9 protein-coding genes (1 of these 9 running past the window's edge) are annotated in these 14,119 nt (G+C 74.4%); 5 read left to right on the plus strand and 4 right to left on the minus strand.

Annotation, left to right across the window (positions count from 1 at the left end; all coding sequences use genetic code 11):
• Positions 1-175 carry the start of a MarR family winged helix-turn-helix transcriptional regulator gene (locus ACFZP7_RS16640; protein ID WP_385634701.1) on the minus strand. Its footprint begins 374 nt before the window's first position, so the window shows 175 of its 549 coding nt (coding positions 1-175); it begins with the start codon at positions 173-175; its stop codon lies beyond the left edge, outside the window.
• Positions 176-311: 136 nt separating this feature from the next.
• On the opposite strand from ACFZP7_RS16640, the gene ACFZP7_RS16645 reads away from it, so the two are divergent.
• Positions 312-1,589, plus strand: coding sequence for an MFS transporter (locus ACFZP7_RS16645; RefSeq protein ID WP_029394578.1), 1,278 nt, complete (start codon positions 312-314; stop codon positions 1,587-1,589).
• Positions 1,590-1,651: 62 nt separating this feature from the next.
• Here ACFZP7_RS16645 and ACFZP7_RS16650 read toward each other — a convergent pair whose 3' ends face one another.
• Positions 1,652-3,304 carry a SpoIIE family protein phosphatase gene (locus ACFZP7_RS16650; protein ID WP_046250297.1) on the minus strand — a complete coding sequence of 551 codons (1,653 nt, stop codon included), beginning with the start codon at positions 3,302-3,304 and terminating at the stop codon, positions 1,652-1,654.
• Between the two features lie 199 nt (positions 3,305-3,503).
• On the minus strand, positions 3,504-4,874 hold the full coding sequence (locus ACFZP7_RS16655) for an NAD(P)/FAD-dependent oxidoreductase (RefSeq protein ID WP_385634702.1): 1,371 nt from the start codon (positions 4,872-4,874) through the stop codon (positions 3,504-3,506).
• A 372-nt stretch (positions 4,875-5,246) separates the two neighbouring features.
• Between ACFZP7_RS16655 and ACFZP7_RS16660 the strand changes: the two genes are divergently transcribed.
• Both ACFZP7_RS16660 and ACFZP7_RS16665 read left to right on the plus strand, forming a co-directional pair.
• Positions 5,247-6,059 (plus strand): TetR/AcrR family transcriptional regulator, encoded by an 813-nt coding sequence (locus tag ACFZP7_RS16660; protein ID WP_086876093.1) that lies wholly within the window; start codon positions 5,247-5,249, stop codon positions 6,057-6,059.
• A gap of 224 nt (positions 6,060-6,283) precedes the next feature.
• On the plus strand, positions 6,284-8,185 hold the full coding sequence (locus tag ACFZP7_RS16665) for a sigma-70 family RNA polymerase sigma factor (protein WP_385634703.1): 1,902 nt from the start codon (positions 6,284-6,286) through the stop codon (positions 8,183-8,185).
• Between the two features lie 332 nt (positions 8,186-8,517).
• Here ACFZP7_RS16665 and ACFZP7_RS16670 read toward each other — a convergent pair whose 3' ends face one another.
• Positions 8,518-10,644, minus strand: a complete 2,127-nt coding sequence (locus tag ACFZP7_RS16670) for an asparagine synthase-related protein (RefSeq protein ID WP_385634704.1) — start codon at positions 10,642-10,644, stop codon at positions 8,518-8,520.
• 680 nt (positions 10,645-11,324) lie between these two features.
• Between ACFZP7_RS16670 and ACFZP7_RS16675 the strand changes: the two genes are divergently transcribed.
• Entirely contained in the window at positions 11,325-12,746 is a 1,422-nt protein-coding gene (locus tag ACFZP7_RS16675) for an MFS transporter (RefSeq protein ID WP_019330686.1), read from the plus strand.
• A gap of 87 nt (positions 12,747-12,833) precedes the next feature.
• On the plus strand, positions 12,834-14,075 hold the full coding sequence (lhgO, locus tag ACFZP7_RS16680) for an L-2-hydroxyglutarate oxidase (RefSeq protein ID WP_385634705.1): 1,242 nt from the start codon (positions 12,834-12,836) through the stop codon (positions 14,073-14,075).
• The last annotated feature ends 44 nt before the right edge of the window (positions 14,076-14,119 follow it).

Below are 14,119 nucleotides of genomic sequence, written 5' to 3' on the forward strand. Positions count from 1 at the left end.
TGCTGATGCCCAGCTCGGCGGTCTGCCGGCCGTACGCGACGTTCATACGGCGGTTCAGCCGGGAGAGCGCCGAGACGATCTTCTCGACCTGGGGGTCGAGGTCCTGGAACTCGCGCTGATAGGCGGCGATCTGTTCTTCGAGTGTCGGCTCGCCGGCGCCGGAGGTGTCGCCCATGGCCGCAGTATGGCATGGCACTGCTTTGCCTTGAAGTCCTTCGCTGTGTACTCTTTACCTTCGAACTTTAGCTTCTAAGTCTTCAGCCTTAACGGCTGGGGCGATCGATCCGGAGAGGGTGAACGTGACCAGGGCGATGGGCGCAGCGATGCGCCGGATTCATGTGGGCAACGCACTCAGCGCGTTCGGGCTCGGCTTCACGGTCCCCTACCTGTACGTCTATGTGGCGCAGGTACGGGGACTGGGTTCTGTGACGGCGGGTCTCGTGCTCGCCGTCTTCGCCGTGGCCGCGCTGATCGTGCTGCCGTTCGCCGGGCGGGCCATCGTCCGGCGCGGCCCGCTGCCGGTTCTGCTGGTCGCCCTGGTCACCGCCGCGCTCGGAGCGCTGAGCCTCGGGCTGTCGGCCTCGGCGGCCACCGTGCTGCTGTCCGCCGCCGCGCTGGGCGCCGGGCAGGCCGTGATGCAGCCGGCGCTGGCGACGATGATCGTGGACTGCTCCACGGCCGAGACGCGGTCGCGGGCGTTCGCGATGCAGTTCTTCCTGCAGAACCTGGGGCTCGGTGTCGGCGGGCTCATCGGCGGTCATCTGGTCGACACCACGAAGGCGTCCTCGTTCACGCTGCTCTTCGCGATCGAGGCGGCGATGTTCCTGGTGCTGGTCGCGGTGATGGCGACGGTGCGGACGCCGCGGGCGCCGCACGTCGGGGAGGCGCCCGGGCAGTCCGCCGGGGGCAGCTGGAAGCAGCTGCTCGGCAACCGGGCCATGGTGCAGCTGTGCGTGCTGGGCTTCGTCCTCTTCTTCGCCTGCTACGGCCAGTTCGAGTCGGGGCTGAGCGCCTACGGTGTCGAGGCGGCGGGCATCTCCACCTCCGCGCTGGGGACCGCGCTGGCGGCGAACACGCTGATGATCGTGATCGCGCAGTTCGCGGTGCTGAAGTTCGTGGAGCGCCGCAAGCGGTCGCGCGTGATCGCGGCCGTGGGACTGATCTGGGCCGTGGCATGGGCCGTGGCCGGATACGCCGGGCTGGGGCACGGCAGTCAGGCGATGGCGACGGCCGCGTTCATCTCGACGTACGCCCTGTTCGGGCTGGGTGAGGCCATGCTGTCGCCGACGCTGGCGCCGCTGGTCGCCGACCTGGCGCCGACCGGTCTCGCCGGGCAGTACAACTCCGCCTTCGCCCTGGTGAAGCAGCTCGCGCTGGCCATCGGCCCGGCGGTGGGCGGGCCGCTCGGGGCCTCGCTGCACGCGCCGTACATCGTGGTGTTCACGCTCTTCTCGCTGGGGATCACGGTGCTGGCGGTGCGGCTGGGGCGGCAGCTCACGGACGTACAGAACCAGCCGTCGCTCGCGCGCAGCCGGGTGGTCACCCAGGGCGGGACGCCCGCCGACGCGGTGGCGGCGGCGGAGGCGTGACCCGGGCCGGAGCGTGAGGTCGTGGTCGTGAGGCCGTGGCGGGCAGGTGCCCCGTCACGGCCTCACGGCTTGGGCAGGAGGAATTCGCACCAGACCGCCTTGCCGCCGCCGGGTGTGCGCCGGGAGCCCCAGTTGGAGGCGATCGTCGCGACGATGGCGATGCCCCGGCCCGACTCGTCGCCCGGTTCCGCGCGGCGGCGTCTGGGCAGGTGGTCGTCGCCGTCGGTGACCTCGATGATCAGGCGGCGGTCGGTGCGGCGCAGCCGCAGCCGCATGGGGGGCGTGCCGTGCTGGAGGGAGTTGGCGACCAGTTCGCTGGTGGCGAGGACGCCCAGGTCGTGCAGGTCGGTGGGGAAGCGCCAGCTGGTGAGGACGCCCGAGGCGAAGGCACGCGCGCGGGGGGCCGCTTCGACGCCGCCGAGCAGCTCCAGGGCGGCGTTGCGGAAGCGCTCGGCCTCGGCGCCCTTGCGGGCGGGGTGCTGGAGGACGAGGACGGCGACGTCGTCGTCGTGGTCCGGGGTGACGCCGGCCGAGCGGACCAGGCGGTCGCAGATCACCTGGGGGCTGCCGGTGGCGCCGGACAGGGCGCGTTCCAGGGCGGCGATGCCCTCGTCCAGGTCCTCGTCGCGGCGCTCCACCAGGCCGTCGGTGTAGAGGACGGCGGTGGAACCGGGGGCCAGGGCGATCGAGCCGGAGGTGTGGATCCAGCCGCCGGTGCCGAGCGGGGGGCCGGTGGGTTCGTCGGCGCGCTGGACGGTGCCCTCGTGGTCGCGGACCAGGATGGGCAGATGGCCCGCGGACGCGTAGACCAGCCGGCCCTCGTTGGGGTCGTGGATGGCGTAGACGCAGGTGGCGATCTGGTTGGCGTCGATCTCGGTGGCGAGGCCGTCGAGGAGCTGGAGCACCTCGTGCGGGGGCAGGTCGAGACGGGCGTAGGCCCTCACCGCCGTACGGAGCTGGCCCATGACGGCCGCCGCGCGGACGCCGCGTCCCATGACGTCGCCGATGACGAGGGCGGTGCGGCCGCCGCCGAGGGTGATCACGTCGTACCAGTCGCCGCCGACGGCGGCCTCGGTGCCGCCCGGGTGGTAGGTGGCGGCGACGCGCAGGTCGTCGGGCTCCTCCAGCTCCTGCGGGAGCAGGGAGCGCTGGAGGGTGACGGCGGTCTCCCGCTGGCGGCGTTCGCTGGCGCGCAGGCGGGCGGCGGCCTCGGCGTGGTCGGTGACGTCGGTGGCGAAGACGAGGACACCGCGGTCGCCGTCGCCGTCGTGGGGCTCGGTGACCGGGGTGCAGGTGAAGGTGTAGGAGCGGCCGTCGGGGGCCTTGCGGGACTTCAGGGTGCGGGGTCTGCCGCTGCGCTGGACCTGGTCGAGGAGGGGGAAGAGGCCGAGTTCGGCGAGTTCCGGGAGGGCCTCGCGGGCCCGTTCGCCCAGGGGGCGGGGGCCGAAGGCGCCGGCGTAGGCGTCGTTGACGTAGGCGAGACGGTGGTCGGGGCCGTGGACCAGGGCCACGAGCGCCGGGACGCGGTCGAGGACGTCGCGTACGGGCAGGTCGTCGACGGCGGGGACGGGCGGGGCCTCGTCGGTCAGCTGTTCGGCGCGGGCGGCGGGTACGGAGCCGTCCGGCCGGCGGTCCGGGGTGAGCGGCGGGTCGGTCCGCGCTGCGGCGCGGCGCTGCGTTCCGGGGAGCCGGGCGCTCCAGCGCGTGAAGTTCACGAATCCTTGCCTCGTGTCCTTGCCTCGTGTAGTTGTCGGCGGCCCGAGGACCGGAGGGACCGGGACCGGCCGGAGTCCCGGGGCCGCACCGCGCGAACGGCGGCGCGCCCGCGGTGGTGGACCAGTCTGGCAGGGTGCGGACGGGCCGGCATCCGTCAGACGCCGGACCTGCCGGGGGAGTTCCTGAGTCCGGTCAGGACTACCCCTTCGGGTTCTTCGGAGGTTCCTGAGGAGGCTTTCCACCGGCCGCGAGTTCGAACTCCGCTCGCGGATGTTCGAGTGAGCCCAGCGAGACGATCTCCCGCTTGAAGAGTCCGGCGAGGGCCCATTCGGCCAGCACGCGCGCCTTGCGGTTGACGGTGGGGACGCGGCTGAGGTGGTAGGCGCGGTGCATGAACCAGGCGGGGTAGCCCTTCAGCCGGCGCCCGTAGACGTGGGCGACGCCCTTGTGGAAGCCGAGGGAGGCGACGGAACCGGCGTACTTGTGCTCGTACGTCTCCAGGGGCTCGCCGCGCAGGGCGTGGGTGACGTTGTCGCCGAGGACCCTGGCCTGGCGGACGGCGTGCTGGGCGTTGGGGGCGCACTCCGCGCCGGGCGCGGCGGCGGTGACGTCGGGGACGGCGGCGGCGTCCCCCGCGGCCCACGCGTGCGGGACGCCGTCGACGGACAGCTGGGCGGTGCACCTGAGCCGTCCGCGCTCGGTGCGGGGCAGGTCGGTGGCGGCGAGGACCGGGTGGGGTTTGACCCCGGCCGTCCACACGACCGTACGGGTGGGGAAACGGGAGCCGTCGCTGAGGACGGCGACGCGGTCCGCGCAGGACTCCAGGCGGGTGTGCAGGCGTACGTCGATGTTGCGGCGGCGCAGCTCGGTGACCGTGTAGCGGCCCAGTTCCTCGCCGACCTCGGGGAGGATGCGCCCGGATGCCTCGACGAGGATCCACTTCATGTCGTCGGGAGTGACGTTGTGGTAGTACCGCGCGGCGTAGCGGGCCATGTCCTCCAGCTCGCCGAGCGCCTCGACGCCCGCGTAGCCGCCGCCGACGAAGACGAAGGTGAGGGCGGCGTCGCGCAGGGCGGGATCGCGGGTGGAGGAGGCGATGTCCATCTGTTCGAGGACGTGGTTGCGCAGGCCGATGGCCTCCTCGACGGTCTTGAAGCCGACGCCGTGGTCGGCGAGGCCGGGGACGGGCAGGGTGCGCGAGACCGAGCCGGGCGCGAGGACGAGTTCGTCGTACGTCAGTCCGCGGGCGCCCGCGCCCTCCTCGGTGGCGAGGGTGGTGACGGTGGCGGTGCGCGCCGCATGGTCGATGGAGCGGACCTCGCCGATGACGACGTCGCACTGGTCGAGGACGCGGCGCAGCGGCACGACGACGTGCCGCGGGGAGATGGAGCCGGCCGCGGCTTCCGGGAGGAACGGCTGGTACGTCATGTAGGGGTCGGGGGTGACGACGGTGATCTCCGCGTCGCCGCGCCGCAGTTCGCCTCTGAGGTTCCGCTGGAGGCGCAGGGCCGTGTACATCCCGACGTAGCCGCCGCCGACAACGAGAATGCGCGCACGTTCCTTCACCATCCCATGACGCACCCGCCGCTTGCGTTTGTCCACAGGCTCGGCGATTTGTGTGACCGCGGAGGGCGGCGGCGGGCGGTGCGCCCGGGCGCCGCGGCGCGGGGTGGACCCGCAGGTCAGTGGGGGTGGCGGCGGAGCCGGAGGGCGGCACATTCCGGGCGTATACGATCCGTACTCCGATCGAGGGGCGCAGCGTGCGGAACCTGCCCCTTCTGAATTGACCCCCTCTCAACTATGTTCTTCCCCACGGAGCGTAGGGGGATGTGCTCACCGGGTCCGCGACAGACGGACCGGGACCGGGTCTGTTCCGCGCACTCCGGCTTTCGATGGCGGGGAGAGTCTCCGGGGGGAGACGTCATTACCGGGGGATTGTCTATGCATGTTCAGGGCTCTCATTGGTCGTCCGCGTCCACCGTCGCGCCCGGTGGCGCGATGAGCGCGGCACCGGGCGGCGCACGCGGGGACGGAGCGCGGACCGCGCCGCTGCGCGTGGACGCCCAGCGCAATCTGGAGCACGTGCTGCGCGCGGCGCGCGAGGTCTTCGGCGAGCTGGGGTACGGCGCGCCGATGGAGGACGTGGCCCGGCGCGCGCGGGTCGGTGTCGGCACCGTGTACCGGCGCTTCCCCAGCAAGGACGTGCTGGTGCGGCGAATAGCCGAGGAGGAGACGGCCCGGCTCACCGATCAGGCCAGGGCCGCGCTCGGTCAGGAGGACGAGCCGTGGTCGGCGCTGTCGCGCTTCCTGCGGACGTCGGTGGCCTCGGGCGCCGGCCGGCTGCTGCCGCCGCAGGTGCTGCGCGTCGGGGTGTCCGACGGCGGTGACGACGAGGCCGTGGGGGGCGAGACGGTCGCGGGCGAAGCGAGGGTGCCGCAGCAGCGGGTCCAGCCGGGCGTCGGCGAGCTGCGGCTGGTGTCCGAGGCCACCGGTCCCGCGGGCGCCGGGTCCGTCGGCGCGCCGGTGTCCGTGACGGACGACGACGGCGTCGCGGCGCTGCTGGAGGTCGTGGGCCGGCTCGTCGAGCGGGCACGGGCGGCGGGTGAGCTGCGGCCGGACGTCTCGGTGTCGGACGTGCTGCTGGTGATCGCGACGGCGGCGCCCTCGCTGCCGGACGCGGCGCATCAGGCGGCGGCCTCGGCCCGGCTGCTGGACATCCTGCTGGAAGGACTGCGGTCCCGCCCGGCCACGTGAGGGGGCCTGCGGGCGGTCGGGCGGTGCGCGCGGGCTTTCCGCGTGACCCGCTCGGCTCGGGGCGACGCCTTCTCCTTCCCCGAACGGCTGAGCGTTATTGCCGGGAGCCGGGAAGTCCGCACAGACGAGTGATGGTGCGCACGCTGCTGTCCTCACCAAAAGCCCCTGTGGCACGCTGACCCGGTGTTCGAGACTGGCCGGGCAGGTGGCGGGGGCTATCCGCGATGAGCGTTGACGAGCGGGACGGATCACTCGGCGAGGACGGCACGGGCCGCGGTGATCCACCGCAGGTGCCGGGCCAGGGCGGCCCCGGCGACCGCGCCGTCCCCGCCGAGGGCGCCGTCCCCCTACAGCGCGGGCTGCACGAGGACAGCGCCCTGCCGCCACGGCTCGACGCGGACGACGGGGGAATCCTTCCTCCACCGCGTGAGCTGCCGGAGTCCGACGCGGAGCTGATCGGGCGGATGCGCTCGGGCGACGACTCGGCCTACGAGGAGCTGTACCGGCGCCACGCGGACGCGGTGCGCCGGTACGCGCGTACCTGCTGCCGCGACGCCCACACCGCGGACGACCTCACGGCCGAGGTCTTCGCCCGCATGCTCCAGGCGGTGCGCGGCGGCTCGGGCCCGGAGCACGCCGTACGCGCCTACCTGCTCACCGCCGTCCGCCGGGTCGCCGCCGGCTGGACCCGGTCGGCCGGGCGGGAGCAGCTGGTCGACGACTTCGCGGTGTTCGCCGCGCAGGCCGCGCAGACCGCCAAGGTGCCGGACGACGACACGCTGGAGCTGGGCGCCGACGTCCGGGCGATGCACGACGCCGAGCGGTCCATGGCCATGCGGGCCTTCCGGTCGCTGCCGGAGCGGTGGCAGGCCGTGCTGTGGCACACCGAGGTCGAGGACGAGTCGCCGAGCGAGGTGGCCGTGCTCTTCGGGCTGGACGCCAACGGCACCCGGGTGCTCGCCAGCCGCGCCCGGGAGGGCCTGAAGCAGGCGTACCTCCAGGCCCACGTGAGCGAGACGCTCGCCTCCGACGAGGAGTGCGCCCGCTATGCCGACCAGCTCGGCACCTACGCGCGCGGCCGTCTGCGCATCCGGGCCGAACGAGGGCTGCGCAAGCACCTCGAGGAGTGCGCCCGGTGCCGGCTGGCGGCCAGTCAGATTCAGGAAGTCGCGAGCGGCATCCCGGCCGTGGTGCCCGTCGCCGTCATCGGCTGGTTCGGCGCCGCCGGGTACGCCAAGGCAGCGGGGCTCATCGCCGGCGGCGCGGGCGCGGGTGCCGCGGGCGCGGCGGCCGCGTCGGGTTCGGGAGCGGGGGGCGGTACCGCCGCCTCCGAGGGGCTGGGCGCACCGGTGAAGGCCGGCATAGCGGCCGGTGTGGTGGCGGTGGCCGCCGCGGCGGCGCTGGTCTTCGCCCTGGTCGGCGACGACACCCCGGCCGAACAGCCCCCGAAGGCGGCCCCGCCCGCCTCCTCCCCGGTGGCCCAGCCGGCCCCGGACACCCCCACCCCTGCACCTCCACCGCGCCCACGCCCACCCGTGGCCGCTCCCGAGCCACCCCCGACCCCCACCCCCGAGCCCAAGTCCCCCACACCGACCCCCACCCCGACACCGGAACCGACCCCCACGCCGACCCCCACCCCCACGCCGACTCCCAGCCCGACACCGACGCCGACACCGACCCCACCGCCCGCCCCGGCCGTCTACCAGTGGAGCGAGCTGGCGTACGACGTCACCGGCGACGGCACCGGCCCCGAGATGCGGCTGTCCGACAGCACCTGGGTATGGCAGCGCTCGGCGCTCTCGATCGGCGGTGAGCAGTACGCGCACGGCGTCACGGTGCACGGCCGCTCCACCGCCGTCATCGACCTGAACCGCTCCTGCTCGTCCTACGACGCGCTGGCCGGCATCGACGACGTGACCCTGAAGCTCGGCAAGGTCTACTTCTCCGTGTACGCCGACGGCGACCTGCTGTGGAAGTCCGACATGGTCAAGGGCGGGGACCCGGCCGTGCCCGTCCACGTCGACCTCACGGGACGCGACAGCGTGTCGCTGGTCGTGGAACCCCACAACCACCTCGACGACATCGCCCTCGCCGACTGGGCGGAGTCACGGTTCACCTGCGCGTAGCACCGCGGACGGGTAGCCGCGTACGGCGGGAAGGGGACGTGTCGGGGGGTGTCCGCCCGCAGCGGTTGGCGCGTCCGCGCCGATCACCCCCGTAGCCCACCGATTCCGCGCCGTTCCGAGGACGGACACCCCCCGACGCGGCCCCGCACCACCACCCACCGCACGCGCTACGCGCACCCCCACCGAACCCGCAGCGGCGCCGCAGGCACCCCACCACGAACCCGCACAGGCCGCCGCAGGCACCCCACCCACACACCCGCACGCACCCACGCACCCGCACCACGCACCGCACAGACCACCGCAGGCCCCCCACGAACCCGCCGGAGGCCCCGTCACCCCCGCCGCACCACGGCCCCCGCCCCACCCAACGCCCCCCGCTGCGGCGCGATACCCGCCGGCACCGCCCGCTGCCGGGCCGGCGTCCCCGTCCAACAGGTCCCGCGGCGGGCGAGCAGACGACGGAGCCACAGCTCCAGCGAGACCAGATCGGCCAGCCCGTCCAACGGCAGCGCCTCACCCGCCGCGGCCGACCGCACCGCCTTGCGCACGACCCGCGCCTCCACCAGCCCCGCCTCCGCGAGCAGCGGCGTGTCGAACAGGCTCATCAGGGAGTCCGCCGCGACCCGCAGCCCCGCCCGCGCCGCCGACGCGGCCACCGCCTGCGTCGGCGCCCCCCACCCGCCGGGCAGTTCGCTGACCCCGGCGCCCTCCAGCACCGTCCGCAGGATCGACGCCCGCGCCCCCGGCTGCACCCGCAGCGCCTCCGGCAGGGCCCGGCACGCGCGGACCACCTGGTTGTCGAGGAACGGCGTGTGCAGCCGCTGGAAGCGGATCTCGGCCGCCTGCTCCAGCACCCGCACGTCCGCCGCCAGCCGCGCCAGCGCCGCCCGGGCGCGGAAGTCACCCGGCCGCTGCCCCGGCCCCACCCCGGACCGCTGCGAGGACGTCTGCAGGCGAACCGATACTTCAGCCAGTGCCTCTCCCGTCAGCCACCGCGCGGCCGGCCCGGGCCCCGCCCAGGTCAGCACGGCCAGCGACGCGTCGGTGGCCCCGTCGCCGGGCTCGTCGAAGCGACGCCGCAGCAGCCGCTCGGAGAGCACCTCGAGACCGGTCCGGTACGGCGTCCGGGCCAGCCGGCGCGCCGCGGCGTACACGCGCGCGGGGACCAGCACCGAACCGTCCGCCTTGGCCATCGCGGCGACCGGCCGTACGAGATGGCGCCGCTTGCGGTCCATGAGCAGGTCGGCGAGGCGCGCCGGGTGCGCGTCCAGCACCTGCCGCGCCCCGTACCCCGTGAAGTGGTCCGCGCTGCCCGCGGCGAGCCGCGCCCGGTGCCGGGCCGCGGCGACCAGGGAGGAGCCGGGTTCGTCGGTCAGCGGCCCGTCGAGCACGCCGTACGGCAGCGTCTCCTCGCCGCCGGTGACGACGACGTGGTGCAGCCGCGGGTTGGCCGCGAGCGCCCCGGCCCGCGCCACCTCGGCCTCCTGTCCGCCCACCGCGAGGTCGTTGAAGGTGACGGCCAGCAGCCGCTCCCCCGCGCCGGTGCCGTGCCCCAGCACGGTCCCGGGCATCCCGGGCAGCCCGGCGGCCAGCAGCGCCAGCGTCCCCGAGGCCGGTCCGCCGGACAGGTCGGCGCCGATCCCCGGCACCGGCATCCCGCGCGCGGCACGCCGTTCCGCGGGCCCCATGCCCGGGACCGGGCCGGGATCGATGCCGTCGCCGGGGACGTGTCGGGGCGCGGCGAGACGGGTGCGCACCGCCTCCACCAGGGCGTCCCGCACGGCGTCCACCGCACGGTCCGGGTCGGCGGCGGGCGCGGCCACGGCGAGCGAGGCCACCGGCTCGTACCCGGCGACCTCGCGCGACCCGGCGCGCAGGATCAGGGCGTGCCCGGGCGGTACGCGCTTCACGCCGTCGTACGGGGTGGAGTCGTCCAGCGCGGCGGGCACGTCGGGCGCGGCCAGCAGCGCGGCCAGGTGCCCGAAGTCGAGGTTGGCCTCGACGAGGTCGGCCAGCGGCAGCGCCGCCGTCGCGTACGCGGTGCCGCCCGCCCACGGGGCGTGGAAGACCGGCCGGGCGCCCGCGAGGTCACCGCAGACGGTGATCCGCCGACCGACCTGGACGACGGCCGTGTAACTCCCCGGCCACGCCGTCAGATGCCGCAACGCGCCCCCGCGCGCCGCGAACAGCCCTACCCGCAACTGCTCGTCGCTCGCACCGCAGATGCCGAGGACCGCGATCCGGGTCTGGGGGTCCGCCGTGACGACGCGCACCTCGTCGGGGCGCCAGTCGCCGACCGCCCACAGGGGGTCGGGATCGCCCCACAACAGCTGGGATCCGACCGGCTGCACGGTCTCGCCGTCGTACCCGGTGGCGCCGGCGGAGCCGGCCGCGCCGGCCGCGCCGGCGATCCCGGCTGCCCCCACGGCGGCGCTGCTCCACCCCACCAACCACCGCATCGACGCCTCCACAGGCTGGGGACAACCAGTGCACCGTACGAACTGGTCCCATGCTGCCATGAAGGGCGCGCCGCGGAGCAGCGGCGGAGCCGCATGTGCTCCCATGAATGCGCCCCCGCGGGTGTTCACCCGCGAAGGCCGACTGCCTGCCCGGCAGGCGTGAAGTCGACGCGAATGCGCCCCCGCAACGCGCCCCTTGGCCACCCAACGCGCCCTCAACTCCCATGGTGAGGGCGTCGGCACCCGGAAACACCGGGGACGATTTTCAGCCAATTCGACGTTACGAGAACACGCTCGAACACGCTCCGTACAGGCTTTGCGCACCGACCCGCGGCGCGCGGCCCGGGAGGCGAGGCACACCCCCCGGACCGGTCCGCCGCCCGCGGGGATGTAGGCGGCGGTGTTCCCCCAGCCCACTGGATCCAGTACAGCGGGCCGACCCACGCACCGCCCATGGAACCGCTCCCGGTGTGGCCGGAGAAGAGCGCACGGCCGGGCGCACGGCCACACACCGGGAGCACGCGGCAACGGACAGTACAGACACCGCACTTGAGTACGGACCACAATCCCGCCATCCGGAACAATGCCTCTTAACGCATGGGATGCGGCGAACTACGCTGGGTTTACGAATGCCGCGTGGTTATGCCAGCGCGGCAGCCGTCTGTGTCGAGGGGTGGCGCATGTCCAGGGAGCAACGCGGGCCGAACGAAAAACTCGGCGCCGTTCTCGCCCTCGCGGGAATCAGCAACGCCGGCCTCGCCCGGCGGGTCAACGACCTAGGTGCTCAGCGCGGTCTGACGCTCCGCTACGACAAGACGTCGGTGGCGCGCTGGGTGTCGAAGGGCATGGTGCCGCAGGGTGCGGCTCCGCACCTCATCGCCGCGGCCATCGGCCAGAAGCTCGGCCGCCCGGTGCCGCTGCACGAGATCGGCCTGGCTGACGCGGACCCCGCCCCCGAGGTGGGCCTCGCCTTCCCCCGGGACGTCGGCCAGGCGGTCCGGTCCGCCACCGAGCTGTACCGGCTCGACCTCGCCGGACGCCGGGCCGGCGGCGGCATCTGGCAGTCCCTGGCCGGCTCGTTCGCCGTGAGCGCGTACGCGACGCCCGCCTCCCGATGGCTGATAACCCCGGCCGACAGCTCGGTGGCGCGCGAGGCGAGCCCGGCCGAGGGCTCCGGCGCACCGCTCAAAGTCGGCCACAGCGATGTGCAGAAACTGCGGGAGGCCGCCGAGGACGCGCGGCGCTGGGACTCCAAGTACGGGGGCGGCGACTGGCGTTCGTCGATGGTCCCCGAGTGCTTACGCGTCGAGGCGGCGCCCCTGCTCCTCGGCTCCTACTCCGACGAGGTGGGCCGCGCCCTGTTCGGCGCCTCGGCCGAACTGACGCGCCTGGCGGGCTGGATGGCCTTCGACACCGGCCAGCAGGAGGCGGCCCAGCGGTACTACATCCAGGCGCTGCGCCTGGCCCGCGCCGCGGCCGACGTGCCGCTCGGCGGCTATGTGCTCGCCTCCATGTCGCTCCAGGCGACCTACCGCGGCTTCGGCGACGAGGGCGTCGACCTCGCCCAGGCCGCACTCGAACGCAACCGCGGACTGGCCACGGCCCGCACCATGAGCTTCTTCCGCCTGGTCGAGGCGCGCGCGCACGCGCGCGCGGGCGACGCCCCGGCGGCGGGCGCCGCCCTGAAGGCCGCCGAGAGCTGGCTGGAGCGCGCCCGTCCCGGCGACAGCGACCCGACGTGGCTGGGTTTCTACTCCTACGACCGGTTCGCCGCCGACGCGGCCGAGTGCTACCGCGACCTGAAGGCCCCGCGCCAGGTCCGCCGCTTCACCGAGCAGGCCCTGTCGAAGCCGACGGAGGAGTTCGTCCGCTCGCACGGCCTCAGGCTCGTCGTCTCGGCGGTGGCCGAGCTGGAGTCCGGCAACCTGGACGCGGCCTGCGAGCAGGGCGTGCGGGCGGTGGAGGTCGCCGGCCGCATCTCCTCGGCCCGCACCACCGAGTACGTCAGGGACCTCCTGCACCGCCTGGAGCCGTACGGCGACGAGCCGCGCGTGGCCGAGCTGCGCGAGCGCGCCCGACCGCTGCTGATGACCACGGCGTGAGCGACCGCGTTCCGAGACGCCGCTCCCGGGTTTGAAGGCATTGTCAGTGGCGCAGTGCACTATCGGAACCGGGAGGTGGGCCGGGAGATGGCACAGGTGAGGACCGCGAGCGCGCGCGGCGCCGGACACGACTGCGACGTGCTGGTGGTGGGCGGCGGGATCGTCGGCCTGTCGACGGCGTACGCGATCACGCGCGCCGCTCCGGGCACCAGGGTGACGGTGCTGGAGAAGGAGCCGGGTCCGGCCCGTCACCAGACCGGCCGCAACAGCGGCGTCATCCACAGCGGCGTCTACTACCGGCCGGGCTCCCTCAAGGCGCGGTACGCGGTGCGGGGCGCGGCGGAGATGGTGAAGTTCTGCGCCGAGTACGGCATCCCCCACGCCGTCACCGGCAAGCTGATCGTCGCCACCGAGCGGGCCGAGCTGCCCCGCCTGCACGCCCTGGTCCAGCGCGCCCGGGAGAACGGCATACCGGTGCGCGAGCTGGGCGCCGCCCAGATCCCGGAGCACGAGCCGGAGGTCAGGGGCCTGGCCGCCATCCACGTCGGCACCACCGGCGTCTGCGACTACGTGGCCGTGGCCCGGCAGCTGGCGCACGCCTCCGGCGCGGAGATCCGCTACGGCGCCGAGGTGCGGCACGTCGACCGCCGCCCCGGCCTCGGGGTCGCCGTCCGCACCCGCTCCGGGGACGTGCTCCGCGCCCGCGTCATGGTCAACTGCGCCGGGCTGCACTGCGACGAGATCGCCCGCCTCACCGGCGACGACCCCGGCATGCGGATCGTCCCCTTCCGGGGCGAGTACTACGAGCTGGCGCGACCGGAGCTGGTCCGGGGCCTGGTGTACCCGGTGCCGGACCCGGCGTTCCCCTTCCTCGGGGTGCATCTGACCCGGGGGATCGACGGGGGCGTGCACATCGGGCCCAACGCGGTGCCGGCCCTCGCCCGGGAGGGGTACGGCTGGGGCGTGGTGCGGCCCCGCGAGCTGGGCGGGACGCTGGCCTGGCCGGGTTCGTGGCGGATCGCGCGGCGGCACTGGAGGTACGGGGCGGGCGAGCTGCGGCGATCGCTGTCCAAGGCCGCGTTCACCACGGCCGTGCGCCGGCTGCTGCCCGCGGTGACGGAGGACGACCTGGTGGCGGCGCCCGCCGGGGTGCGGGCGCAGGCGGTGCTGGCGGACGGGACGCTGGTGGACGACTTCCTGATCCGCGAGGCCGCCCACACGGTGCACGTCCTGAACGCCCCGTCGCCCGCCGCGACGGCCTCCCTCCCCATCGGCCGGGAGGTGGGCCGGCGGGCCCTGGCCATGCTGGAGGAGACCGTGCGGCCGTAAAATCGGGAGCACTGTGTCTGATTTCCGCAGCGCCTCCGACGCTC

The organism is Streptomyces sp. SudanB5_2050, assembly GCF_964272335.1.
Classification (GTDB): domain Bacteria; phylum Actinomycetota; class Actinomycetes; order Streptomycetales; family Streptomycetaceae; genus Streptomyces; species Streptomyces rochei.